This window comes from Kitasatospora sp. NPDC059408 (assembly GCF_042751525.1).
In the GTDB taxonomy this organism is placed as follows: domain Bacteria; phylum Actinomycetota; class Actinomycetes; order Streptomycetales; family Streptomycetaceae; genus Kitasatospora.
On sequence record NZ_JBHYWI010000022.1, the window covers coordinates 1 to 24214 of the forward strand.

Below are 24214 nucleotides of genomic sequence, written 5' to 3' on the forward strand. Positions count from 1 at the left end.
CCGAGTGACCGAGGGCGGCGAGGGCCGCCGCGTCGCGCCCGGTGCCGGCGCCGACGTCGAGGACGGCGGCGGGCGGCGCAGGGAAGAGGTGGAGCATCTCGCGGTGCACCTCGGCGAAGGTGACGCTCTCGTACTGGAGGGCCAACGCCTGCGCCTCGGCGCCGTAACCCGCCGTGCCGGACGGCCCGTTCACAATGCCCCCCGCATGATCACCGCATCGCCGGCCGCCGCCGCGTCCGCGAAGAAGTCCCGCAGCTCCCGCAGGTCGGCGACGACCTCGGCGGCGAGGGTCTCGGACCACGGGGTCGCGAAGCCGAGCGCGACGACGGTCCGCGCGAGCACCGGGTCCTGCTGGCGGACCAGCTCGCCGAGGGCCGAGCCCCGCAGGAACACCGAGGCGGCGGCGACCTGTTCGGGGCGCAGCACGAGCACGTCGGGCTCCCCCGCCGGGCGCGGTGCGCCGCCGTGGAGGGGCAGGCGGGCCGCCGGATCGGGGTGCAGGCCGTTCTCGGTGAGGGCGAGCGCCATCAGCCGCGCGGTGCGCCGTACGGCCAGGGCGAGCCCGGCGGCCGTCAGCTCGGCGAAGCCCGCGTCGTACCGGGAGGGGACGAGCGCGCCGAGTTCGGTCGGCGAGCTGGTGTCCACGGCCTGCCCGGGCAGGCGCCGCCAGAAGTGGTCGCTCACCCGAACAGCCTAGCGCCGCCGGATCATGCCGGGAGGGAGGGCACGGGCGCGAGGGCTCCGGGCGCGGGGGCGCCGGGCGCGGTCAGGCCTCCCCCGCGTGCCAGGCGGGCCACTCCCACGGGCGGTCGGCCCAGTGGACGCGCGCGGGGTCGTGGGGGTCGACGTCGGGGAACAGCTGGTGGATCCGGGGCTCGAACTCCTCGGGGGCCAGCGGCTCCCAGCCGTGGCCCTCGAAGTGGACCAGCCGGTAGCGGCTGTCGGTGCGGAACTCCGCGACATCGACCAGGTGGCCGGACGTGCTGTTGGTCTCCATGCCCCCAATATGTGGCGCGATGGCAATCCGCGCCCGTCCGGAACCCTCTTCCGGGTCATGTCCGGGTTTCGGCGCGCCCGTTGGGCCCGGTGGCTCGTTGAGCACGAAGCACGCCACGAACCGGGGGGTACCGGACGCAGGAGGACATCGACATGACAGGGCAGCCCAGCGGCGGGCAGTGGCAGTGGCCGCAGCAGGCCTGGCAGCCACCGCCGGTTCCCGCCCCGCCGCCGACCGGGCCCGCCTACACGTCCGTCCCCCCGCCGCCGCCCGACGTGCCACCGCCGGCGGCGCCCGCCCCGAAGCGCTCGCGGAGGACGTGGGCGGCCGCGGCGCTGGGGACGGTGGCGCTGATGGCGGCCGTCCTGGCGATGTGCGGGCCGGGGGCGGGCGACGAGGTGTCCGTGGTGGCCGTGCCGCAGGCGGCCTCGCCGTCCCCGTCCGTCCCGGCGGCGCCGCGCCTGCTGCCGGTCCCTCCGCGCCCGGTGACGCCGGCGCCGTCCCCGCTGCCCGCGCCGACCCCCGCGGGCGGCGAGTCGGCGAACGCGGGCAGCGTCGCACCCATGGCGGAGGAGGAGCCGACGGCGACGGAACACGCCTCGGGCCCGCACCCGAAGTCGAGCCGCGCCCCGCACACGACGCCCCACCCGACCTCCGCCCCGGCGGCGTCCTCCGCCGGACGGGCCGGCCCGCCGGGGAAGCCCCCGACCCTGGGCCCGGGCTCCCTCTGCGACCAGGCCGAACGCATCGGCCGCTGGTCCGCCGACTCGGAACAGGCCCGCCTCTGCCGGAGCATCTACGGCTAGCCGGTCGGCTCGAAGGGGGTCGGTGGTGTGCGGCGGGGAGGCCCGAAGCCACGAGGTGATGCGGGGCTTGGCCCGTCTCGCGGCCGCATTCCCAGGTGGGGACTCGACGGTCCGTCCGGTCGGCCGGTGGTGCACCCGGCGGTCCCGTTCGGCGACGATCGCCGCCGGGCCGGCCCCGCCTGCGCCCTGCCCGGGCGGGGCCGGCTCACCCCTCGACGCACGTCGCGCCCCGGCCGTCAGGCCGGGCCCAGAAGTGCCCTGTCCAGCCGCGGTGCCAGCACGCGCGCCAGCGTGTCGGTGATGTGGCCGGTGTCGCGGTACAGGACCACGCCCTCAAGGACCGCCGGGCAGTCGGGGCCGCTGCCCGGGCAGAGGAGCGGGCCGACGTCCACCACGCGGACGCCGTACCGCGCCGCCAGGCCGCCGTCGAGCATCGGGTCGGGCTCGAAGGCGGTGGCCCGGGGGAAGAAGCAGGCGTCGGAGCGGCCGTCGGAGGCGGCGAGGCAGGTGGGGACGTCCTTGCCGGCCATCGGGGTGTCGCCGAGGTAGGCGAGGGGCGCACCGGTGGCGGCGAGGCGGTCGAGGGTGCGGGTCCAGCCTCGGGTGCGTTCGTCCTGGCTGCCGTAGCGGTTGAGGCCGGCCATGAGGATCAGGCGTGGCCTGGGTCCGGTGGCGAGCCGGGTGAGGGTGTTCTCGCGCCAGCGGTCGCACTCGTCGAACGTCCGGCCGAGGACGTCGTTGCGCACGGTGAGGGTGGCCAGCGGGCAGCCGGGTTTGACGAGGACCTCCAGGGCCCAGTGCCGTTGTTCGGCGATGGCGATGCCGGCCGAGATCCACTGTCCGGCGTGCGAGTCGCCGAGCAGGACGACGCGGTCGGGGCTGTTCTCGTCGCCGAACAGGCAGCGCGGGCTGGTGTCGGCGTTGAGCGGGATCTCGCAGCCCTTGCCGGGCGGGAAGTCGGCCCGGGCGCGCGCGAGCGACGGCGTGAGCCCGGTGACGCGCGTGCCGGGGGCGAGGAGGCCGGGCCCGTCGACGGCGCCGGCCGGGGCGACGGTCGGCGTGTCGGCGGTGCCGAGGGCGCGGACGGTGCCGCCGCCGAGGGTGAGGCCGGCGATCAGCGGGATGACGAGCGCGCTGGCGCCGACGGCGAGGCCTCGGCGCGGGGCCGGGCTGCTGCCGTACCGCAGGGGCTGTTCGACGAGCCGCAGGGTGAGCCAGGCGGGCAGGGCGGCGGCCGCGACGAGGGCGAGCTGGACGGGCCAGGACAGCGTGCCGTACCGGGCCTGGGCGATGGTCAGCACCGGCCAGTGCCACAGGTACCACGCGTACGAGAGGCGCCCGGCGGCGCGCAGCGGGCGGGTGGCGAGGAGCCGTCCGGCGTCCGGTGCACCTCCCGGGCCGGCGAGGAGGACCGCGGCGGTGCCGAGGACGGGCAGGAGTGCGGCGGTGCCGGGGAAGGGCGTGGTGTGGTCGTACAGGAGGACGGGCGCGACGACGGCCGCGAGGCCGCCCCACCCGACGATCCGCCGTGCCCACCCACCGCGGCCGAGCACCCCGCCGAGCAGCGCCGCCAGCGCCCCCGCCGTGAACTCCCAGAGCCGGCCGACGGTGGAGAAGTACGCGAGCGGCGCCGATGTCTGCGTCCACTGGATGCACAGCACCAGCGAGGCGGCACCGACGCCCGCCGTCACGAGGAGGGTGGCGGCGGTGCGGCGGCGGCCGTGGAGGTGGCGGGCGAGGCCGAGCAGCAGGACCCCCCACAGGAGGTAGAACTGGTTCTCGACGCCGAGCGACCAGAAGTGCTGGAGCGGGCTCGGGTCGCGCCCGGCGGCGAGGTAGTCGGTCTGCTGCCCGACGAACCGCCAGTTGGCGTACTGCCCGGCGGCGGCGATCAGGTCGCGGGCGAGGTCGGTGCCGCGCAGCGGGTCGAGCAGGACGCCGCCCGCGACGGCGGTGGCGACGAGCACGACGGCGGCGGCGGGCAGGATGCGGCGGGCGCGGCGGGCGAGGAAGTCGACGAGGCCGGGCGGACGGCCGGACGAACCGCCGGACGAACTGCCGGTCAGCAGGCCGGTGATGAGGAATCCGGAGATGACGAAGAAGACGTCGACGCCGACGTAGCCGCCGGTGAGGCCGGGCACGGCGGCGTGGTAGGCGAGGACGGACAGGACGGCGACGCCCCGCAGGCCCTCGACGTCGGGACGGAAGGCGGCACGCTTGCGCGGCGCGCCGGCATCGGGAACGGGCACGGGGTCGGCTGCGGTAACGGGAACGGCTGCGGGAACGACGGGCCGCTCGACCCGGACGACGCCGGGGAGCAGGGACGCGGAGTCGGAGGCGGTGTCGGAGTCGGATGAGGTCGGCGGTTCGGCGCTCGCCGGTGGTACGGCCGTCGGCACGGCGGGGCTCCTTGCTGGGCAGGCAGCGGGGATCGGGGGCCGCCTGGCCGATGGGGCGGCCGGGCGGCGGGTCCGCGCCGGTGGGGCGACGCGCAAGGAAGGGAAGAGCTCGTAGGGCTCGTAAGGGGGGCGCGGGTCAGAAGACCAGCGGGTCGGCCCAGCCGGACGCCAGCAGGCCGCAGAGCAGCAGCACGGCGGTGACGGCGACGGCCTCGGCCCGGCCGAAGCCCGGGTCGGTGCGGCGCCGCGCGGGCGGGGCGACGTCGGCGACGGCGGCTCCGTTGCCGCCGCGCAGCAGGGGCCACAGGGCCCTGATGAGCGGGACGATCGTGTACGCGGTGAGCGCGAGGAGCGCGCTGAGCGCCCAGTACGGCCGCCAGCCGTGCTCGGCGACGGCGCGGCCGAGTCCGGCGGCGCCCGCGAGGACGACGAGCCCGAGCCAGCCGACGCCGATCCGGGCGACGGTCCGGGCGAGCGAGCCGCCGCGCGACACGGCGCCGGTGGGCACCCAGTCGGCGCTGCGGCGGCGCAGCGCGTGCGCGATGGCGACCACGTGGCAGAGCCCGCCGAGGAGTTGGACGCGGGTGACCTCGAAGCGCCAGCGGGTGCGGGACATCGCGGGCAGCAGGACGAGCGCGACCCAGATCGGCGGCAGGAAGGGCAGGACCTGCCAGGGCCGGATGTCGTCCGGGGCGAAGAACAGCATGATCAGGGCGGGCAGCGGAACGGCGAAGACGTTCACCGCGCTCGTCACGTAGCCGAGGATGCCGTTCCAGAAGCAGAGCCGGGCGGAGCGGGGCAGCGGTCCCCGGCGGAAGTCCGGGTCGCGGACGAGGGCCAGGGAGCCGAGGCACCAGCGGTACTGCTGGCTGATGAAGGCGGGCAGGCCGGTGGGCGACATGCCCTTGGCGACCAGGGCCGGCACGTACCGGGTGGTCCACCCGGCGCGGGCGAGCGAGAGGCCGGTGTAGAGGTCCTCGCTGTGGTCGGTCTCGGCGAAGCCGCCGACGCGCATCAGTGCGGCGCGGCGGTAGAGGGCGTTGGTGCCGCAGCAGACGGTGCCGTCCTGCGCGTCCCGGGAGGGCTGGATCCAGCGGTAGAAGATCTCCTGGGTGGCTCCGGCGGCGCGTTCGAGCCAGGACATGTCGGCGTCCGTGTCGAAGCACTGCGGGCTCTGCACGATGCCGACCTCGGGGGTGTCGAGGTAGGGCACCAGGTGGTGCAGGAAGTCGGGGCGCGGGCAGAAGTCGGCGTCGAGGACGGCGATGATCTCGCCGTCGCCCTCGGCGAGGCCGTGGTTGAGGTTGCCGGCCTTCTTGAACCGGCCGCGGTCGGGCCGGGCGCGGTAGCGGAAGCCGTAGGACTCGGCGAGTTCGCGCACCTCGGGGCGGGCGGCGTCGTCGAGGACGAGGACGGTGAGTTCGCCGGGCCAGTGGACGGCGGCGGTGTGCCGGTAGGCGTTGTCGAGGACGGCCAGCGGCTCTCCGGCGGTGGGCAGCAGCAGGTCGACGCCGGGGTGCCGGGCGGGCCGCCAGGCGCGGATCAGCAGGTCGTGCGAGTCGCGCGTGTAGCGGCGGGCGCGCTGGCCGTCGGTGAGCGAGAGCAGCCAGGTGGCCGCGTTGAGGACGGTGAGGAGCAGGAAGGGCCAGAGCAGCGGCCGGCTCAGGGCGAACAGGCCGAGGGTGGCGGTGGCTCCGGCGTAGGAGAGCGTCGCGCACAGCGGCACCCAGCGGCGTTGCGGGCCGAAGTACCAGTAGAGCTCGTCGTCGCCGGGCGGGGCGGGCAGTCGGTGGTCGTCAGGGCGGTCCGGGCGGTCGGGGTCGTCGGGCCGGCCCGGATCGGGTGTCCGGCGCGGGCCGGTGTCGGGTGCGGGCATGGCGGTGCCATGGAGTACGGGCATGCGGAATTGGCCCCCTGGGAGTGGGACGGAACGTCGGCCGTTCGAGCCCAGGGTCTCACATTGGCCTAGACCAATCATGAACGAGGTATGACATCTCCGCATCGGTGCTGGTCAGCGACTTTGACGGCACATCAGCTCGGGACCGCCCTCCAGGGATCATGGATCCGGACACGAGAAGACGCCCCCGGCCGTGCCTCGTGGGCAACGTCCGGGGGCGTCGGGACCGCGACCGCTCCCGTCGTGGAAAGGGTCAGATCTCCTTCGTCAGCGTCTCGAAGCGCAGGTCCTCGCGGCGCGGGATGCCGAAGCGCTCGTCGCCGTACGGGAACGGCGTGTAGACGCCGGTCCGGCGGTAGCCGCGGCGCTCGTACCAGGCGATGAGGTCGGCGCGCTGCTCGATCACCTTCATCTCCAGCACCGTGACGCCCCACTCCTCCCCCGCGAGCCGCTCCGCCTCGGCCAGCACGGACCGGCCGAGGCCGCCGCCCTGGAGGCCGGGGCGCACCGAGAACATGCCGAAGTAGGCGTGGCCGGCGTGGCGTTCCAGCTGGCAGCAGGCGAGGAGTTCGCCGTCCCGCTCGGCGACCAGGACGACGCCGTCGGGGTCCCCGACCGCCTCGGCGACGGCGTCGGCGTCGGTGCGCTGACCGTCCAGGAGGTCGGCCTCGGTGGTCCAGCCGGTGCGGCTGGAGTCGCCGCGGTAGGCGGACTCGACGAGGGCGACGAGTGCGGGCACGTCGGCGGCGGTCGCCGGACGGAAGACGGGCGGGTGAGCGGTCTCGGTCATGGGGGCGGTCCTTCCGCTTGCTCTGGTCTGTCGCGATCGGCCCAGGTGGGGCGGCCTTGCGGGCATCGTGTCACAGCCGTGGAGACCCCTGACCGGCAGGCCCGGGGCGAACCGCGGACGACAAACGGGAGGCGCACGGGCAACGGGCGGACGTCCGGGGCGCGCGGTGTCACCCCGCCACACGGGGCGGCGGTTCAGGATGTGGCCCCGGCGTCTGGTCTTCCTGGCGGGTGCATGGCTACTCTGCTCCCCGGCCGGGCCAACTCCCCGCCACACCGGCCCCATTGGGCCGCCACGCACCGGACCAGAGGAGTGTTCATGTCCAGCACTTCCCGCTCCGCCCGCACCACCAGATCCACCGCGACCCGCCGCCGCACCACGCTCGCCGCGCTGGCCGCGACCGTCGCGCTCGTCGCGGGCGCCGCCGCCCCGGCGTACGCGGACGATCCCGCGCCCGCCGCCGCACCCGCCGCCCGCGGCGACCACCCCGAGCTCGACTTCGCCGGCTCCACGGTCGCCGCGCACGAGGGCGGCGACGCCGACCCGGCCGCGATCCGCTCGCTCGCCGTCACCCAGACCGCCGGGATGGACGTCTCCGGCTGGCAGGGCAGCGTCGACTGGGCCACGGCCGCCGCCAACGGCGCCACCTTCGCCTACGTCAAGGCGACCGAGGGCACCACGTACCGGAACCCGTCCTTCGCACAGCAGTACAACGGCTCCTACGACGCCGGGCTGATCCGCGGCGCCTACCACTTCGCGCTGCCGGACCGCTCCTCCGGCGCCACCCAGGCCGACTTCCTGGTGGACCACGGCGGTGGCTGGTCCGCCGACGGCGTCACGCTGCCGCCCGCGCTCGACATCGAGTACAACCCGTACGGCGCGACCTGCTACGGGCTGAGCCAGGGCGCCATGGTCGCCTGGATCCACTCCTTCAGCGACACCGTCCTCGCCCGCACCGGCCGCTACCCGACGATCTACACCACGACCAACTGGTGGTCCCAGTGCACCGGCAACAACGGTGACTTCGGCGCCACCAACCCGCTCTGGATAGCCCGCTACGCCAGTTCGCCCGGCACCCTGCCGAACGGCTGGGGCTACCAGACCATCTGGCAGTACGCCTCCTCCGGCACCTTCCCCGGCGACCAGGACCTCTTCAACGGCGCCTACGACCGCCTCCAGGCGCTCGCCGCCGGCTGACGCGCGAAGGGAGCCCCCGGCAGATGCCCGGGGGCTCCCCTGCGTCGCGCTCAGCGCGGGTCGACGAGGTCCTGGGCGAAGACCGTCCCGAGCGGCTCGGGGCCCACGTACTGCTGGCAGTTGCACTGGCGCGGCTCGAACTGCACCGGCCGGCGCTCGGCGTCCCACGCGGTGGGCGCCTCGACCTCCTCGTGGCAGCGGCCCTGCTTGTCGTGCTTGGCCAGGTGGTGCGTGCAGCCGCAGACCGGCTCCGGCGGGCGCTTGGCCGCCTCCAGCGCGGCCTGCTGGCGGTCGGCCGCGTCCAGCAGCTCCAGCTTGCGCTCGTGCCGCGTCTTCAGCGCCCGGCGGGCGTTGTTGGCGACGTACCCGCCGCCGTACAGCACTGCCGGCACGATCCACCACGCGATGTCGAACATCGGCCCATCCCCCGTCGTCCCCGAATTCCCCCCTTGCGGGGTTCCGGCGCACATCGTACGCCTGACCTGCGGTGGAGGACCCAACGAGGACCCAACGAGGATCCGACGAGGATCCGACGAGGACTCGGGTCAGCGGATCACGGGGAGCACCGCGGCGTCCGAACGGCCCGACGCCGCCTCGATGAACGCGACCGGGTCGGCCACCTCGGCGAGCAGCGCGCGGACCGCGCGCAGGGCCGCGTCGGCGGGCGGCGGGCCGCCGACGGCCGCGATCAGGTCGAGCAGGTGGACGGTCGCCTCCATGAGCGCCACCTCGGCCAGCGCGCCGATCCGCACGGTGCCGAGGAGCGGGTGGGCGGCGACGGTGTCGGGCGGGAGGTCCGCGTAGCCGGCCAGCGCGGCAGGGCCCTCGACCTCGAAGCGGGCGATCAGCCCGGCCGGGTCCGTCCCGGCGGCGGTCTGCTTCGCGGCGTCGGCGACCTGCCCGGCGGCGGTGTGCGCGAGACCGCCCGGCTGGTTGAAGAAACGCAGGATGTCGGCAGCGGACTCCACCTTCGCCGGGCCGTCGACGATGGCGGAGCGCAGCTGCGTGAACGATTCGGCGCTGGGGGCGACATGCGCGAACAGGTCCAGGACCGTCCACTCCGGCAGCCGGGTCTGCCGGGCCCACGTCTCGGCGTCCAGCCCCTTGCCGCGTTCCGCCCAGGAGAGCCAGGCCTCGGCCAACAGCTCGGTCGCGGGGGCGATGTGACGGGTCATTCGGTCTCCTCCGGCAGGGGCGCGGACAACGTGCGCCCACCGTAACCGAACGGCCCGGAAAACCGGTTGCCGGATGGGCACTTGAGACCCCACGATCGGGGCATGACCAGGACCTCCGCCCGCCCGCTGCCGCTTGCCCCCGCCGCCCGCCCGGCCCGGGCCCAGCAGCAGCGCCGCCGCCCCCGGAGGCCCGACCGCGCCCACGCGTGAGCGCCGAGCTCGTCCCGGGGCTCCTCGCCGGCTACGGCATCGCCGTCCCGGTCGGGGCCGTCGGGGCCTACCTCGTGGCACTCACCACCCGCACCGGGCTGCGCACCGGGGCCTGCGCGGCCCTCGGCGTGGCCACGGCCGACGGGCTGTACGCGCTGCTCGCCGCCGTCGGCGGGGCCGGGCTGGCGCCGCTGCTCACGCCGGTCGCCGGGCCGCTGCGGATCGCCTCGGCGCTGGTGCTGCTCGCCCTCGCCGTCCGGACGGCCGTCACCGCGCTCCGCGCCGGGTTCCGGTCCGGGCAAGCCGTCGAGGCCGCACCGCCCGGACCGGCCAGGGCCTACCTCACGCTGCTCGGCATCACGCTGATGAACCCGCTCACCGTGCTCTACTTCGCCGCACTCGTCCTCGGCCGGCAGGACACGGCTCCGGGCGCGGCTCCGGGCGCGGCCGGGCGGGCGGTTTTCGTCGCCGCCGCGTTCGCGGCCTCCGCCAGCTGGCAGCTCCTGCTCGCCACCGGCGGGGCCCTGCTGGGCCGGGCGCTCACCGGCCCGCGCGCCCGGCTGCTCACGGCATTCGCCTCCGCGGCGGTGATCGGCGGGCTGGCGGTGCACCTCCTCGCCGGTGCGCCCGGTTCACCCTGAATCGGAGCAGTTCATCCGCTTCGGTAGCACATTTACCTTGTATCCTGGATTCGTATCCCTGGACATCCCTCGCCGTCCCCCACCGCGAAGGAGTGCGGACATGGCCGAGCAGGACAGCCCCGGGCCGGACGACACCGGTCAGGTCGGCCCCGCACCCGACAGCCGCGCACACGAGGGCCCCGAGAAGCGGGGACGCCTGAACCGTCCGCTGGTGCTGCGCACGGCCGTCGCACTCGTCGACCGCGAGGGCCTCGCGGCGCTCACCATGCGGCGCCTGGCCGGGGAGCTCGGCGTCGAGTCCATGGCCCTCTACCGCTACACCCCCGGCAAGGAGGCGCTGCTCGACGGACTGATCGAGGCCTACTTCGGCGAGGTCAACGAGCGACTGCGCAGCTCCGCGCAGACCCCGGAGCCCGCCTGGCGCGCCGAACTGCGCCGCATCGCGCGGACGTTCGCCGCCGTCGCGCACGCCCACCCCGAGATCCTGCCGCTCGTCGCCACCCGCCCGCTCGCCGTGCCGATGGCCCGCCGGCCCGCGTCCGTGCTCGACCTCACCGAGCACATCCTCGCCGTCCTCGGCCGGGCCGGCTTCGACGACTCCACCGCGCTCACCGTCTACCGCGCCTTCGTCGCCTGGAGCCTCGGCTGCATGCTCGTCGACAAGCGCCAGGTCGTCGACAACGAGGCCGAGCCGGACCCGGCGCTGCGCCTGGGCCTGCACCGGCTGTCCGCCGCCGACTACCCCCGGCTGCGCGCGCTGGTGCCCCGGTTCGCGGACTTCGACGACGAGGCGGAGCTGCTGGCCGGCCTGGACAGCCTGCTCGACCGGATGCCCCCGTCCCCGCTTGACGGGTTCTACGGCGGCGGCGCATCCTGAGGATACGAGGTACACGTCGGACATATCCCCCGCGCCCGAAAGAGGCCGCCATGATGTCCGCCGTTCCCAACGAACCACTCCCCGACGACATTCTCCGCGTCCGCGTCACCGCCAGGGACGCGGACACCCTGCGCGCGCTCCTGCGCGAGGTCCGCCCCGACAGGGGCGGCAGCCCGAGCATCGCCCCCGACGGGAGCGTCGGCATCGACGCGTACGTCCCGGAGGAACGGATCCCCGCCCTCGAACGCGAGGGCGTCACGGTCGTCCGGATCGCGAACGCCAGCGCCAAGGGCCGGGCCGCCCAGGCCGAGGTCGGCACCGGCAACCGGTTCGCCGAAGGCGCCGTGCCGCGCGGCCTGGCCGCCAAGCTCCCCGGCTGACCTGGGAGGAGAGCGTCATGCCGTACCTGAACATCGTCGAGGTCGAGTCCGCGCTGGAGAACCTCGCCACCGCGTACCCGGGCCTCGCCCAACTCGTCGACCTGCCCGAGACCTCCGTCGAGAACCGGACGATCCACGCGCTGAAGATCGGCGCCCCCGCGCCCTTCCCCAAGGACGCCGTCGTCATGCTCGGCGGCGTGCACGCCCGCGAGTGGGGCAGCTGCGAGATCCTCGTGCACCTCGCCGCCGACCTGCTGGAGGCCCACCAGAACGGCACCGGCCTCGGCTACGGCGGCGCGACGTACACCGCCGCCCAGGTGAGCGGGCTGCTCCAACGCCTGGACCTGGTGCTCCTCCCGCTCGTCAACCCCGACGGCCGGCTCTACAGCCAGACCGTCCAGCCGATGTGGCGCAAGAACCGCAACCCGGCCTACGGCGGCGGGAACCCGGCCCCCGGCTGCACCGGCGTCGACCTCAACCGCAACTACGACTTCCTCTTCGACTTCACCACCGCCTTCTCGCCGGCCGCCGACGTCACCCACATGTCGACCAACCCGTGCGATCCGATGGTCTACGCGGGCCCGCACGCGTTCTCCGAGCCCGAGACCCGCAACGTCCGCTGGCTGCTCGACCAGTACCCGCGCACCGGCTGGCTGATCGACGTGCACAGCTACTCCGAGGACATGCTCTACAACTGGGGCGACGACGACAACCAGTCCGACAACCCCCGGATGAACTTCCAGAACGCGACGTTCGACCACAGGCGGGGCGTCGCGAACGACCTCGACTACGCCGAGTACATCGACAAGGGCGACGTCGACAACGAGGTGCTGCTCGCCGAGCGGTTCTGCCAGGGCGTCGCGAGCGTCCGCGGGATCGTCTACACGCCGAAGACCGGGTTCAACCTGTACCCGACCAGCGGGACCAGCGACGACTACGCGTTCGCGCGGCACTTCGTCGACCCGCAGAAGGGCAGGGTGCTCGGGTTCACCGTCGAGTGGGGAACGGAGTTCCACCCGAAGTGGGCGGACATGGAGAAGATCATCCTCGACGTGGACGCGGGCCTCGTGGCGTTCTGCCTGGCCACCGCGTGAAAGCCCCTGCCACCGCGTGAAACCCCCTGAGTGAAATCCCCTGAGCCATAGTGCCCGACAGCGGAGCGCCCGCCACGACCGGTCGTGGCGGGCGCTCCAAGGCGTCTGCAACTCGTCTGCTCAGGCGGCCCGGTGGAAGAAGAACGGGTCGATCGACACCGCCACGCCGGAGGTGCCGTCGACATCGAGCAGTTGGTGGGTCGTGAAGTCCGCGTTGCGCTGGTACGTCACGCCCACCGGGAAGTTGGCGTTGTCGGGGGTGTTGTTGCCCGAGAACACGCCGTAGAAGTCGGCGCCGACCGTGAGCAGCCGGATGTAGTCGCCGAGGTACGGCAGGCCGACGGCCACGGGCACGTCGGCGGGGGCCTGGTGGAGCACAGTGGTCTCCGGCGTGCTCTTCCAGCCGTCCGCGGTGGTCTCCAGGACCGTCGTCCACTGGTTGTCGGCGAACTTCTGGTAGGCCAGGCCGACCAGACCGGCGGAGTTGACGGCCAGCGCCGGGTTCTTGACGTCGGTGATGTCCTGGCGCGCCTGCGCCCAGCTCTGGCCACGGTCGGCCGAGTGCCGGACGTGCAGGGTGTTGTCGGTGCCGCCCGCTCCGCCGACCCGGTCGCACCAGGCGATCCAGACGCTGTCCGCGTCCTTCGGGTCGACCGCGATGGTCAGGTCACCGCCGAGGCGTTCCTGCCCCAGGGTCGAGTTGAAGGCCACGAAGCGGCCGGTCGCCACCCGCTGGCCCGGGCTGCTGTCGGTGGCGTCCTTGAGGTCCTGGAACGGATTGGCCCCGGCGCCGGCGCTGTCGTCGCGGGTCACCACGACGTCGAAGGTGACGTCGGAGACGGCCTGGACGGCGGTCGTGGACGTCCAGCTCTCGAACGCCGCGTAGACCGTGCCGTCGGGGTGCAGGGCCAGCCTGACCGGCGGGCCGTCCTGACCGTCCGGGGTGCGCCGTTCGATGCCGGTGGACGCGAAGCCGGCCGGGGCGCGGGCCGTCCGGGCGTCGGCGGAGACGTCCACGGTGGCGGTCTGGGAGGTCGGGGACGGGTGGTTGAAGTTGTTGTTGCCGACGAGGACGCGGTCGTGGTCTGCGCCGGCGCTCGCGACGGTGTCGGCGATGGTCCACGGCTGGTCCACCTGGTCCCGGCTGACGAGGACCTCCATCGGGGCGGTCGACGTGAGGGACGGCGCGCGCAGGATCTGCAGGAGGGTCTTGTTCTGCCGGAAGGCGGCCACGCCGTTCAGGATGCCCGCGTAGAGGGCACCGCCCCGGTCCGCGAACGCCACGGTGATGTCGCCCGTGCCGAAGCCCCGCCCCCCGCCCGGGACGATCGTGTTCAGCGACCAGGTGTTCCCGCCGTCCGTGGACACGTACACCGGCGCGAACCGGCCGCCCATCGGGTCGGAGGTGAAGGCGGTCGCCACCATCTCGGTGGGCTTCTCCGGATTGACCGCGAGGAACGGCTCGGAGTCCTGCTCGGACTCGCCGCTCAACGCCTTGGGGGTCAGGTCGACGACCTTGAAGGTGGGCATGCCGGCTCACATCCCTTCGCGCAGCGCGGCGAGCCGGTGCGCCGGCTGGTAGTCGTCGGCGTCCCGCAGCGCGTACGGCGCCAGCTCCCGCTGGTCGCCCTCGGTCGCGTGCAGGAGCCACAGCCCGCTCTGGCCGGCCGCGGGCTTGGGAACGTGGTTCCAGTGGCGGTCACGGCTGTTGGGGTACAGCACCCGGACGGTGCGGTCGGGGACCGTGCCCCGCTCCACGTGCTCGACGTCCAGGCCGGCCCGCCACCAGTGCGGGTCGTGTTCGGAGCGGGGGCCCGCCCCGTCCAGCCGCTCCAGCCCGGTCACCGTGCCGAGCAGCACGGCATCGGCCTCCCGGGCGTGCACGGCGAGGTCCTGCCGGTGGATCTCGCGCAGCACGGCGGAGAACGGCAGTTCGTCGGCGGTCGTCGCCGCGAGGGCGATGTGCGGGCGGACGGCGTGGGCGGGCAGGCGGCCGACCTCGGTGACGGCGAGGTCGGCGCCGTAGTGCAGGCCTTCGGTGAAGAACGCGGCCGAGTCGCCGACCTCCAGCCGGGGAGCATCGGCCTTCAGCTGCACGGTGACCCGGCTGCCGGCGAGCCGCCGGAACGCGTCGGGCGCGTGCAGGACGTGGTCGACCCGGACGACGGCGGTGTGCTGGTCGGCCTCCACGGTCGACAGCGGGGTACCGCCGGTGCGGGTCACGGTGCCGACGAAGCTCAGCGGGGTGCGCCGGACGAGGTCGGTGATCTCGCCGGGCGGCACCGCGGGGGCCGCGGCCGGTGTGGGATCGGTCATGGCGATCCTCCTTGGGTGGCGCGGTCAGTGCGCGGCGCGGGCGGCGGACGGGTGCGTCCGGCGCCACTCGGTCCGCGCGCCGAGGGCGCAGGCGGCGGTGACGGCCGCGGCGAGCGCGACGACGAGCCACTCGGCGGCTCCGCTGCCGGCGTCCGGGTCGACGCCGAGCAGGGTCTCGATCCACTGCGGCCACACCAGGGTGATCAGGAACAGCAGCCCGGAGAGGCTGCCGAGGGCGGTCTCCAGCCAGAAGCGGGGCCGGACCCGGCTCTCGCGACGGGCTGGTTCGCGGGACTGGAAGGACTCGAAGAACTGGAAGGGCTGGAAGGGCATGACTGCACCTCCCCTTCTCCAGACCGGAACGCCCGGGCCGCTCATGGCGCGGTGCACGACCGCGCCGGGACGGCCCGGGGCGGGGTCTGCTCGGGGATCTTGCGGGGTTCTCGCTGGACGTTCCTGCTCGGTTCCGGAGTGTCACGACCGCTTGGGAGTTCGCCGGGCGGGGCGGCGGCGCGGTGTCGGGCCCGCGCGCTCCGGGCGGCGATGTACACCTGCGGCGTACACCTGCGTTGTAGACCTACGAGGCACACGTACTTCGTATACGAGTCTGCTCGCCGCGGGGAGCCCGGTCAAGGCCGGGAACGGCGGGCTCGGCGCTCAGACCTGCGCGCCGAGCATCCTCAGCACCAACTCGCCGTAACGGCGGCCGAGTTCCTCCGGCGTCTCGGTGCTGCGGTCGGTGTACCAGCGGGACACGTCGATGCCGAGCGAGGTGACCGCGCGGGCGGCCGTGCGCACCTCGGAGACGGCGAAGGCGCCCGACGCGACGCCCTCCTCGATCAGTGCGCTCACCTCGCGCTCGATGTCCAGCCGCAGCGCCGCGACGACCGCGTACGCGTCCTCGGGCAGCGCGTGCAGCTCGTAGTTGACCACCCGGCCGACCATCCGGCCCCGCGCGTGCCAGGCGCTGAACTCCTCGACCAGCCGCCGCATCCGCTGCGCCGGCTCCTCCTCGCCCGCCGCCGCCCGCCGGACCAGCGCCAGCGTCGCGGCGTGCCCGGCCTGGCTGATCTCGGCGAGCAGCGCGGCCTTGGACGGGTAGTGGATGTACAGCGCGGCCGGGCTCATCCCCGCGGCGGTCGCGATGTCGCGGGTGGTGGTGGCGTGGAAGCCGCGCTCGGCGAAGGACTCGACGGCGGCCTGGAGCAGCCGGTACGCCGCCTCGGGGCGGGAGTCGGTGCCGCCGGGCGGGGCGGGCCAGAGGTCGGCGATGGGCGTGCTGGTCATGGCGTCATCCTCGCATCATCCTCACCGGGAACTCGTACGCGCATTCGCGCCGGCCGCCCCGGACGTCCCCGGTTCGCCCCGGCCCCGGACGGTCCGGGTGGGCTGTTGACAGGCTCCCCCACCGACACCATGCTGAGCAAGCGCTTAGTCAGCGCTCCTCTCACCGCTGCTCCTCCCGTCGAACCGCGCGAAAGGCAGGACCCTCCGTGGTGCACTCCTTCAAGGGCAAGGTGGCCGTCGTCACCGGATCGAGCCGGGGCATCGGCCTCGGGATCGCGCGCGAGCTGGTCGCCCGCGGGGCCAAGGTCTGCCTGACCGCCCGCAACCCCGAGCCGCTCGCCGAGGCCGTCCACGACCTGGGCGGCCCGGAGAACGCGATCGCCGTCGCCGGCAAGTCCGACGACCCGGCCCACCAGGAGGAGGCCGTCGCCCGCACCCTGGAGGCCTTCGGGCGGCTCGACCACCTCGTCAACAACACCGGGATCAACCCGGTCTACGGGCCGGTGCTGACCACCGACGAGGACGCCGCCGCCAAGATCCTCGCCGTCAACGTGCTCGCCCCGCTCGCCTGGACCCGCCGGGTGCACGCCGCGTGGATGGGCGAGCACGGCGGGTCGATCGTCAACGTCGCCTCCGTCGCGGGCATCCGCGCCTCGCTCGGCATCGGCATGTACGGCGTCAGCAAGGCCGCGCTGATCCGGCTCACCGCGGAGCTCGGCGCCGAGCTCGGCCCGCAGGGGATCCGGGTCAACGCCGTCGCCCCCGCCGTCGTCAAGACGAAGTTCGCCGAGGCGCTGTACGAGGGCCGCGAGGAGAAGGTCGCCGCCAAGTACCCGCTGGGCCGCCTCGGCGTGCCGGAGGACATCGCCGGCGCCGTCGCCTTCCTGCTCTCCCCCGACGCCGGCTGGATCACCGGCCAGACCGTCGTCCTGGACGGCGGCGTGACGCTGGGCGGTGGCATGTGAGCGCCTTCGACGGACAGGGCTTCGACGGGCAGGACTTCACCGGACAGGGCGTCGTGGTCACCGGCGCCGGACGCGGCATCGGCGCCGCGCTCGCGACCGCCTTCGCCGCCGCCGGCGCGCGCGTCGTGGTCAACGACCTGGACGCGGATGCCGCCGGCGCCGTCGCCGCCCGGATCGGCGGCACCGCCCTGCCCGGCGACGCAGCCTCCGCCGACGGGCTCGCCGAGCTGATCGGGCGGGCCCGCGAGGCCGTCGGCGAGATCGACGTCTGGTGCGCCAACGCGGGCGTCGCCCCGATCGGCGGCGCCGACGCGCCCGCCGCGGCCTGGGCCGGCGCGTGGGAGGTCAACGTCCTCGCCCACGTCCGGGCCGCCGACCTGCTGCTCCCCCGCTGGCTGGAGCGCGGCCGGGGCCGGTTCCTCGCCACCGTCTCCGCCGCCGGGCTGCTCAGCATGCTCGGCTCGGCCCCGTACGCCGTCACCAAGCACGGCGCGCTCGCCTTCGCCGAGTGGCTCTCCGCGACCTACCGCCACCGCGGCATCCACGTCCACGCGCTCTGCCCGCAGGGCGTGCGCACCGACATGCTCGCCGGTACGGGCGCCGTCGGCGAGGCCCTGCTCGCGCCGACCGCCATCGCCCCCGAGGACGTCGCCGAGGCGGCCCTCGCCGGCCTGCGCGAGGACCGCTTCCTGATCCTCCCGCACCCCGAGGTCGCCGAGTACTACCGCGCCCGCGCCACCGACCCGGACCGCTGGCTCGGCTCGATGAACCGGCTCCAGCAGGGACTCGAGAAGGGCGGCGCGCTGTGAGGGCCTGGCAGGTGGGCGAGCTCGGCGAGCCGCTCGGCGTGATGAAGCTGGTCGAGGACGTGCCCCGACCCGTGGCCGGTCCCGGGCAGTTGCTCGTCCGGGTGCGCGCGGCGGCCGTCAACTTCCCGGACGCGCTGATGGTCCGCGGCCAGTACCAGGTGCGCCCGCCGCTGCCGTTCACGCCCGGCGTCGAGCTGTGCGGCGAGGTCGTGGCCGGCGCCCGGCGCGGCGAGCGGCTGATCGGCAACCCCGTGCTGCCGCACGGCGCGTTCGCCGAGTACGCGCTGCTCGACGCCGCCGCCGCGTTCCCCGCCCCCGAGGCGCTGGACGACGCCGAGGCGAGCGCGCTGCACATCGGCTACCAGACCGCCTGGTTCGCCCTGCACCGGCGGGCCCGGCTGCGCGCGGGCGAGACGCTGCTGGTGCACGCGGCGGCGGGCGGGGTCGGCAGCGCGGCGGTCCAGCTCGGCCGCGCCGCCGGGGCCCGGGTGATCGCCGTGGTCGGCGGCCCGGCCAAGGCGGAGGCGGCCCGCGCGCTCGGCGCCGACGTCGTCGTGGACCGGACGGCCGAGGACTTCGTCGCCGTCGTGAAACAGGCGACGGACGGCCGCGGCGCCGACGTCGTCTTCGACCCGGTCGGCGGCGACGCCTTCACCGGCTCGACGAAGTGCATCGCCTTCGAGGGCCGGATCGTCGTGGTCGGCTTCGCCGCCGGGCAGATCCCGGCGCCCGCGCTCAACCACGCCCTGGTGAAGAACTACGCGATCCTGGGCCTGCACTGGGGCCTGTACAACACGCGCGCCCCGCAGACCGTCCAGGCCGCGCACGAGGAGCTCACCAAGCTGTCCGAGACGGGCGTCGTCCGCCCGCTGGTCGGCGCCCGCCTCCCGCTCGCCTCGGCCGCGGAGGCCGTCCAGCGGGTGGCGGACGGGCTGAGCGTGGGGCGGATCGTCGTGCTGGGGGATTAGCGTCTGTCGTCAAACCTTGACCCGCCGGGCGATGTCCCTGAGGTCACTGGTTCTCAGAATTCTCAGTCGACGCCGGCTGACCCCGATGATCTGCCGATTCCGCAGATCTTCGAGCACCCGAGCGCAGGTTCTCAACGACAGGTCGCACAAACCGGCCATATCCCGCTGCGAAAAGGGAAAGGGGAATTCCACTCCGCCGCCGTAGCTCGGCCGCCCGTATGAGGCGGCCATCTGCAGCAACTCCTCGCAGACCCTTGGCAGGGCCCCGGAAGCGGCCCATACCCGTCTGAGGTCGGCCGCCGCCACCTTGCTTGCGAGTGCGGCTGTCAGGGCGACGACAATTCTCCGGTTCCCCGCCAAGAGGTCCAGGACGGCGTCCCGATCGAGGATGAGCAACTCCCCCGCGGTCAAAGCCCGGATCGCCGCCCCTGCCGGACGGTCGCTCAGCGCGTCCTCAAGGAGCAGGTCTCCGGGAGCGCCCAGCCTGACGATCGTCTCGAATCCGAATTCACTGCTCTTGGTCAGTTTGACGAATCCGCGCAGCAGCACGAAGACGCTGTTGAGAGGCGTACCTTCCGAGACAAGGAGGTCCTCTGCCCAAAAGCCCCGGCGCCTCCCTCTTGCCTGGAGCATGAATCGGTCATCGAGGGACAGGTCCTCCCAGAAACCGTCCTGCCGAGCGTGGCCGTCCCCCAGTCGAAGACCTTGCTCGAGCCCCGAACCGAAGCCTTTGTTCACTACGGGCCGGCGCCGCGCCCCGGTCTCTCGGGTGGGACCCGAGGTCGCCTCCCGAGCGTCGGCCCACAGGCCGCTGAAGGTATCCGGGTCTCCGTCGAGGGCGACCACCAATGCCTCGACCGTGGACCACTTGGGCAAGGTGCGCGCCCTGAGCGCCCGGTGAACGGTGTCGTGGCTCAGACGCCGGTCGAGCCGCTCCGCGAGCTCCCGCGTGCTCGGTTCACCGGCCTGCCGATGCAGCCGCTGGAGTTGCTCACGCAGCGCTGCCAGCGGGCCGTCACTCGCCGACGATTCCTCAACTCCCATCTCCCACCTCCTCGAAGAGAGCGGCCCACTGAATCTGTCAGATCTGTCAGAACTGCCAGAGTATGACATCTGACATCGAGGCAGACGGCGAGAACGGCTTGCATGGACTCCCGCGGAGCCCTCTGCCTTCCAGCGGGCCCGGAACGCATGACGCGGGCCTGAGTCCATGGTGGCGACCAGGACACAGGCCCGCTGGTTCAGCGAGCTGATCAACTCATCCTTCGACAGCGGAAGATCAGGTCGCCCACAGCCACGACAGCCCCCGTCACTGCGGCGGGGGCCGGCTGGTTTGCCAGCGCGAGCCCCGCCTGAAGGACGTTGAGCCCCGACCGGATCCGGATCCAGTAATCCGGCGAGGTGGGTGTCGTCGTGCTGTTCTGTTGTCCGTCGGCGTTGCGGGAAACCATCGACGATGGATCGCCCGGCTCGCACGACGGGTCGTGCTCTTCCATTCCTCCTCCTGGCCTCGACGTCGCGTTCACGTCGTTGCCCGCCTGGCCGACGGGCGCGCCGCGCCAGTCAGTTGGAGGAGTGCAGGCTGAACACTCATCACGTACCAACCGTGACGAAGATAGCCTCTACGACGAAACGCCCCGGGTCCAGAGGAACTGATGGTTTGTTACACAAGCTCGGTGCCGGCCGGAAGGATGCACCGGCCGGCTCGGGGACCCGCTGTTCAGCGTTCGTAGACCATCTCGGGGAAGCGCGGCGACGGGCCGTCCAGGAGGTGGTCGTCGTGGCCGCGCAGCCAGCGGTCGAAGAACGACGCGACGTAGGAGCGGGTGGCGAGCACCGCGCGGTCCGGGCGGACGTCGCCGACGTCCTCGGTCAGCTGCGCCTGGCTGATCGCGCCCTGGCGGGCGAGCTGGGGCAGCAGGGACTGCGCGTCGGTGTAGGAGCCGTGGCGCGAGCCGGTGAGGGTGACATCGGCGTGCCAGCCGGTGCTGTGCTGCCAGAGGGCGTCCCAGCCGGGCTGCTTGTGATAGCTGCCGGAGTCGGGGTTCTGGGTGCCCATGAGCAGGAAGGGGCGGGTCAGGCCGTCCTCGGCGACGCTGGTCAGGTGGACGCCGGTGCCGTCCGGGCCGGGGAAGTGCAGCTGGCCGTCGAGGTTGACGCCGACCTTGAGGCGCGGGTCGTCGTGCATGGTCTGGAGGGCCGCGGAGCCGCCCCCGGAGTGGCCGACCATGCCGATCCGGTCGAGGTCGAGGGAGGCGGCGAGGCCGGGCGGCAGCTGCTTGTCGTGGCGCAGCCCGGCCAGCTGGTCCAGCACGAAGCGGGTGTCGTCGACCCGGGTCTGCAGCGTCTTGCGCAGGAGGGCCTCCATGTCGAGGCCGGGCTGGGCCATCAGCGCGGGGAACACGGAGGTGGCGAGGTCCCCGTCGGGGAAGGCCACCTCGGAGGCGTCGTAGGTGTGGTCGACGGTGACGACGACGTACCCGCGCGAGGCGAGGTCCTCGACCAGGCCGGTGCCCCACGTGCGCGGGTCGCCGAAGCCCGCCGAGTACAGCACGACGGGCCGCTTGCCGCCGGGAAGGGCGGGCGCGTCGGCACGGGCGTGGGTGCGGATGCCGGCCCAGTCGGTGCGGCCGGGCTCGAAGCCGAGGTCGCTCTGGCCGACGCTGCCGGCGCTGCCGAAGTGGTCGGCGGCGGCGGGGAGCATGTACGGCGCGCGGTCGTTGCCGGTGGCGGGCCGGGTGGTCGGGTACCAGAAGCTGATCATCAGCTTGCGGGCCTGCCCGGGCTTCCAGGGGTCGTCCCGGTGGTCGTCCGTGAGCTGCAGGGACGTCGTGCCGACCGGGTACGGCCCGGTGGGCTGCGGCAGCCAGGCCCTGGCCTGCTGCGCGGTGCCCTGCCCGGTGGCTGCCAGCGCGGCCGGTGCGGCCACCACGCCCAGTGTCGCCGTCGCCGCCAGCAGCACGGCCGCCACGGCCCGTCCTCGCCTGTTCATCGCCGTTCCTCCTCGTTCGGGATCCGTCTCTCGACACGAGGGACGGTACGGGCGAGGAGGGGCCCGGGCCGTCATACCGGGGTGCCAAGTCGGCCCGTAGTACCCCGGTATGACGTCCATACGGTCAGAGGTACTTCTTCAGCTCCCGGCGTGCCAGCGAGCGCTTGTGCACCTCGTCCGGCCCGTCGGCCAGGCGCAGCGTGCGGTTGCCGGCCCAGAGCTGGGCGAGCGGGGTGTCCTGGCTGACGCCGGCGGCGCCGTGGGCCTGGACGGCCTTGTCGAGGATCCACTCGACGGTGATCGGGGTGGCGATCTTGATGGCCTGGATCTCGGTGTGCGCGCCGCGGTTGCCGACGGTGTCCATCAGCCACGCGGTCTTGAGCACGAGCAGCCGCAACTGCTCGATGCGGACCCGGGATTCGGCGATCCAGTCCTGCACGACGCCCTGGTCGGCGAGCGGCCGGCCGAAGGCCGCGCGCCCGATGGACCGGCGGCACATGAGCTCCAGCGCGCGCTCGGCGATGCCGATTGCGCGCATGCAGTGGTGGATGCGGCCGGGCCCGAGGCGGGCCTGGGCGATGGCGAAGCCGGCGCCCTCCTCGCCGATCAGGTTCGCGGCGGGGACGCGGACGTCCTCGAACAGCACCTCGGCGTGGCCGCCGTGGTCGGAGTCGTCGTAGCCGAACACCTTCATGCCGCGCTTGACGGTGACCCCGGGGGTGTCGCGCGGCACGAGGATCATGCTCTGCTGGCGGTGCTTGGCGGCGGCCGGGTCCGTCTTGCCCATCACGATGAGGATCCGGCACTGCGGGTTCATCGCGCCGGTGATGTACCACTTGCGGCCGTTGACCACGTACTCGTCGCCGTCGCGCTCGATGCGGGTGGCGATGTTGGTGGCGTCGGAGGAGGCGACCTCGGGCTCGGTCATCGCGAAGGCTGAGCGGATCTCGCCGTCGAGGAGGGGCCGCAGCCAGCGCTCGCGCTGCTCGGGGCTGCCGAACTGGGCGAGGAGCTCCATGTTGCCGGTGTCGGGGGCGGCGCAGTTGAACGCGGGCGGGGCCAACTGGGGGCTGCGGCCGGTGATTTCGGCGAGCGGGGCGTACTGGAGGTTGGTGAGGCCGGCGCCCTCGTCGCCAGGGAGGAAGAGATTCCACAGGCCCTGCTTGCGGGCCTCGGCCTGGAGGTCCGCGACGATCGGCGGGACGCTCCAGGCGGGGCGGGCGGGGTCGGCGAGCTGCTCTTCGAGAACGGGCTCGGCGGGGTACACGTGCGCGTCCATGAAGGCGAGCAGCTGCTCGCGGAGCTGGTTCGTGCGGGCGTCGTAGGCGAAGTCCATCAGGCTGCTTCCTTCAGGGTGGTCAGGCCGTACCGGGCGAGGATCGGGGCCATCTCGCCGGCCCGCTCGAAGCCGGCGCCGAGGGTGCCGCCCTGCTGGAAGCGGTAGCGGATGCCCTCGGCGACGACGGCGAGCTTGAAGGCGGCGAAGGCGACGTACCATTCGAGGTCTTCGGCCTGACGACCCGTCAATTCCGCGTAGTGGGCGACCATTTCCTTGCTGGACGGGAAGCCGGGGGCGGTCATGGCGGCCGGGATGATGCCGCCGCCGACGCCGGCGACCTCGGTGTACATCACGAGGAGGCCGATGTCGGTGAGGGGGTCTCCGAGGGTGGACATCTCCCAGTCGAGCACGGCGGCGATCGCGTCGCCGTCGTCGACGAGGACGTTGTCCAGCCGGTAGTCCCCGTGGACGAGCGCGGGGGCGGGCGACTCGGGGCGGCGGGCGGAGAGGAGGTCGTGGAGCCTGTCGAGCTCGGGGAGGTCCCGGCTGCGGGAGGCGGCGAGCTGCTTCGACCAGCGGCGCAGCTGGCGTTCGAGGTAGCCGTCCGGGTGCCCGAAGTCGGCGAGCCCGACGGCGGCGGGGTCGATCCGGTGCAGGGCCGCGAGGGTCGAGACGAGGCGACGGCCGAGGACACGGACACGGTCCTCGCCGAGGGCGACGAGGGGGGCGGGGTCACGGTGAGCGACGCCGGGGACGAACTCCATGAGGTACCAGGGCGCGCCGAGGACGTCCGGGGTGGGGTCGTGGTGGAGCGTGCGCGGGACGGGGACGTCGGTGTCGCGGAGGGCGGTCATGACGCGGTACTCGCGGCCCATGTCGTGCGCGGTGGCGAGCACGTGCCCGAGCGGCGGCCGCCGGAGGACCCAGCGGGAGGAGCCGTCCGTGAGGACGTAGGTCAGGTTGGAGCGCCCGCCCTCGATGAGCGAGGCAGAGAGAGGGCCCTGGACGAGGCCGGGCAGCTCGCGGTCCAGGTGGGCCCGGAGGCGCCCCAGGTCCAGCCCGGGCGGATCGGCGGGGGTCGTCTCGGGCATCGGGCGGCTCCTGGGGGTGGCGTCGGTTCCATCTCGTTGACTAA

At 73.8% G+C, this 24214-nt stretch carries 25 protein-coding genes and 1 pseudogene; 9 read left to right on the forward strand and 17 right to left on the reverse strand.

Annotated elements, in window-relative coordinates; genetic code table 11:
- From ACFXDE_RS16725 to ACFXDE_RS16735, 3 genes and pseudogenes are all read right to left on the reverse strand, one after another.
- Positions 1–193: pseudogene (locus tag ACFXDE_RS16725) on the reverse strand (SAM-dependent methyltransferase); the annotation flags it as partial.
- Positions 190–684: a hypothetical protein gene (locus tag ACFXDE_RS16730; protein ID WP_380444117.1), complete on the reverse strand. Its 495-nt coding sequence runs from the start codon at positions 682–684 to the stop codon at positions 190–192. The pseudogene ACFXDE_RS16725 and the gene ACFXDE_RS16730, both read right to left, overlap by 4 nt.
- Positions 685–766: 82 nt before the next feature.
- Positions 767–997 carry a hypothetical protein gene (locus ACFXDE_RS16735; RefSeq protein ID WP_380444115.1) on the reverse strand — a complete coding sequence of 77 codons (231 nt, stop codon included), beginning with the start codon at positions 995–997 and terminating at the stop codon, positions 767–769.
- Between the two features lie 152 nt (positions 998–1149).
- Here ACFXDE_RS16735 and ACFXDE_RS16740 point away from each other — a divergent pair, with 152 nt between their 5' ends.
- Positions 1150–1803, forward strand: coding sequence for a hypothetical protein (locus ACFXDE_RS16740; RefSeq protein WP_380494837.1), 654 nt, complete (start codon positions 1150–1152; stop codon positions 1801–1803).
- 236 nt (positions 1804–2039) lie between these two features.
- Here ACFXDE_RS16740 and ACFXDE_RS16745 read toward each other — a convergent pair whose 3' ends face one another.
- The 3 genes from ACFXDE_RS16745 to ACFXDE_RS16755 form a co-directional block, all read right to left on the reverse strand.
- Positions 2040–4202 (reverse strand): acyltransferase family protein, encoded by a 2163-nt coding sequence (locus ACFXDE_RS16745; protein ID WP_380494839.1) that lies wholly within the window; start codon positions 4200–4202, stop codon positions 2040–2042.
- Positions 4203–4338: 136 nt separating this feature from the next.
- Positions 4339–6102 (reverse strand): glycosyltransferase family 2 protein, encoded by a 1764-nt coding sequence (locus ACFXDE_RS16750; RefSeq protein ID WP_380494841.1) that lies wholly within the window; start codon positions 6100–6102, stop codon positions 4339–4341.
- A 250-nt stretch (positions 6103–6352) separates the two neighbouring features.
- Positions 6353–6889 carry a GNAT family N-acetyltransferase gene (locus ACFXDE_RS16755; protein WP_380444107.1) on the reverse strand — a complete coding sequence of 179 codons (537 nt, stop codon included), beginning with the start codon at positions 6887–6889 and terminating at the stop codon, positions 6353–6355.
- 318 nt (positions 6890–7207) lie between these two features.
- On the opposite strand from ACFXDE_RS16755, the gene ACFXDE_RS16760 reads away from it, so the two are divergent.
- Positions 7208–8086, forward strand: coding sequence for a lysozyme (locus ACFXDE_RS16760; RefSeq protein ID WP_380494843.1), 879 nt, complete (start codon positions 7208–7210; stop codon positions 8084–8086).
- Between the two features lie 50 nt (positions 8087–8136).
- Here the strand turns inward: ACFXDE_RS16760 and ACFXDE_RS16765 are convergent, their stop codons facing one another.
- Both ACFXDE_RS16765 and ACFXDE_RS16770 read right to left on the reverse strand, forming a co-directional pair.
- The gene (locus ACFXDE_RS16765) at positions 8137–8502 is read right to left on the reverse strand and encodes a hypothetical protein (protein ID WP_380444103.1); all 366 of its coding nucleotides are present in this window, start codon (positions 8500–8502) and stop codon (positions 8137–8139) included.
- Between the two features lie 129 nt (positions 8503–8631).
- Positions 8632–9261, reverse strand: coding sequence for a maleylpyruvate isomerase N-terminal domain-containing protein (locus ACFXDE_RS16770; RefSeq protein ID WP_380494846.1), 630 nt, complete (start codon positions 9259–9261; stop codon positions 8632–8634).
- A gap of 206 nt (positions 9262–9467) precedes the next feature.
- Here ACFXDE_RS16770 and ACFXDE_RS16775 point away from each other — a divergent pair, with 206 nt between their 5' ends.
- From ACFXDE_RS16775 to ACFXDE_RS16790, 4 genes are all read left to right on the forward strand, one after another.
- Positions 9468–10112, forward strand: coding sequence for a LysE family transporter (locus ACFXDE_RS16775; protein ID WP_380494848.1), 645 nt, complete (start codon positions 9468–9470; stop codon positions 10110–10112).
- Between the two features lie 100 nt (positions 10113–10212).
- Positions 10213–10989, forward strand: coding sequence for a TetR/AcrR family transcriptional regulator (locus ACFXDE_RS16780; protein WP_380494850.1), 777 nt, complete (start codon positions 10213–10215; stop codon positions 10987–10989).
- A gap of 50 nt (positions 10990–11039) precedes the next feature.
- Entirely contained in the window at positions 11040–11369 is a 330-nt protein-coding gene (locus ACFXDE_RS16785; protein WP_380494852.1) for a hypothetical protein, read from the forward strand.
- Between the two features lie 17 nt (positions 11370–11386).
- A complete protein-coding gene (locus tag ACFXDE_RS16790) occupies positions 11387–12463 on the forward strand; it encodes a M14 family zinc carboxypeptidase (protein WP_380494854.1) in 1077 nt (358 codons plus the stop codon).
- Positions 12464–12583: 120 nt separating this feature from the next.
- Here ACFXDE_RS16790 and ACFXDE_RS16795 read toward each other — a convergent pair whose 3' ends face one another.
- From ACFXDE_RS16795 to ACFXDE_RS16810, 4 genes are all read right to left on the reverse strand, one after another.
- The gene (locus ACFXDE_RS16795; RefSeq protein ID WP_380494856.1) at positions 12584–13993 is read right to left on the reverse strand and encodes a hypothetical protein; all 1410 of its coding nucleotides are present in this window, start codon (positions 13991–13993) and stop codon (positions 12584–12586) included.
- 6 nt (positions 13994–13999) lie between these two features.
- Positions 14000–14779 (reverse strand): hypothetical protein, encoded by a 780-nt coding sequence (locus ACFXDE_RS16800; RefSeq protein WP_380494858.1) that lies wholly within the window; start codon positions 14777–14779, stop codon positions 14000–14002.
- Positions 14780–14803: 24 nt separating this feature from the next.
- On the reverse strand, positions 14804–15112 hold the full coding sequence (locus ACFXDE_RS16805; RefSeq protein WP_380494860.1) for an ABC transporter permease: 309 nt from the start codon (positions 15110–15112) through the stop codon (positions 14804–14806).
- 324 nt (positions 15113–15436) lie between these two features.
- Positions 15437–16066 (reverse strand): TetR/AcrR family transcriptional regulator, encoded by a 630-nt coding sequence (locus tag ACFXDE_RS16810; protein ID WP_380494862.1) that lies wholly within the window; start codon positions 16064–16066, stop codon positions 15437–15439.
- Positions 16067–16272: 206 nt separating this feature from the next.
- Here ACFXDE_RS16810 and ACFXDE_RS16815 point away from each other — a divergent pair, with 206 nt between their 5' ends.
- Genes ACFXDE_RS16815 through ACFXDE_RS16825 form a run of 3 tightly spaced genes read left to right on the forward strand, consistent with a single transcriptional unit; the run spans position 16273 to position 18808 of the window.
- Positions 16273–17031: an SDR family oxidoreductase gene (locus tag ACFXDE_RS16815; RefSeq protein WP_380494864.1), complete on the forward strand. Its 759-nt coding sequence runs from the start codon at positions 16273–16275 to the stop codon at positions 17029–17031.
- A complete protein-coding gene (locus ACFXDE_RS16820) occupies positions 17028–17840 on the forward strand; it encodes an SDR family NAD(P)-dependent oxidoreductase (protein ID WP_380494866.1) in 813 nt (270 codons plus the stop codon). The genes ACFXDE_RS16815 and ACFXDE_RS16820 overlap by 4 nt, the downstream gene beginning before the upstream one ends.
- On the forward strand, positions 17837–18808 hold the full coding sequence (locus tag ACFXDE_RS16825; RefSeq protein ID WP_380494868.1) for an NADPH:quinone oxidoreductase family protein: 972 nt from the start codon (positions 17837–17839) through the stop codon (positions 18806–18808). Before ACFXDE_RS16820 ends, ACFXDE_RS16825 begins: the two co-directional genes overlap by 4 nt.
- Positions 18809–18817: 9 nt before the next feature.
- On the opposite strand, the gene ACFXDE_RS16830 is transcribed toward ACFXDE_RS16825, so the two are convergent.
- From ACFXDE_RS16830 to ACFXDE_RS16850, 5 genes are all read right to left on the reverse strand, one after another.
- Positions 18818–19852, reverse strand: coding sequence for a Crp/Fnr family transcriptional regulator (locus tag ACFXDE_RS16830; RefSeq protein WP_380494870.1), 1035 nt, complete (start codon positions 19850–19852; stop codon positions 18818–18820).
- 209 nt (positions 19853–20061) lie between these two features.
- Entirely contained in the window at positions 20062–20304 is a 243-nt protein-coding gene (locus ACFXDE_RS16835) for a hypothetical protein (RefSeq protein ID WP_380494872.1), read from the reverse strand.
- Between the two features lie 224 nt (positions 20305–20528).
- Positions 20529–21800, reverse strand: coding sequence for an alpha/beta hydrolase family protein (locus tag ACFXDE_RS16840; RefSeq protein ID WP_380494874.1), 1272 nt, complete (start codon positions 21798–21800; stop codon positions 20529–20531).
- 124 nt (positions 21801–21924) lie between these two features.
- The gene (locus tag ACFXDE_RS16845; protein WP_380494876.1) at positions 21925–23136 is read right to left on the reverse strand and encodes an acyl-CoA dehydrogenase family protein; all 1212 of its coding nucleotides are present in this window, start codon (positions 23134–23136) and stop codon (positions 21925–21927) included.
- Positions 23136–24170, reverse strand: coding sequence for a phosphotransferase family protein (locus tag ACFXDE_RS16850; RefSeq protein ID WP_380494878.1), 1035 nt, complete (start codon positions 24168–24170; stop codon positions 23136–23138). The genes ACFXDE_RS16845 and ACFXDE_RS16850 overlap by 1 nt, the downstream gene beginning before the upstream one ends.
- Between the last annotated feature and the right edge of the window lie 44 nt (positions 24171–24214).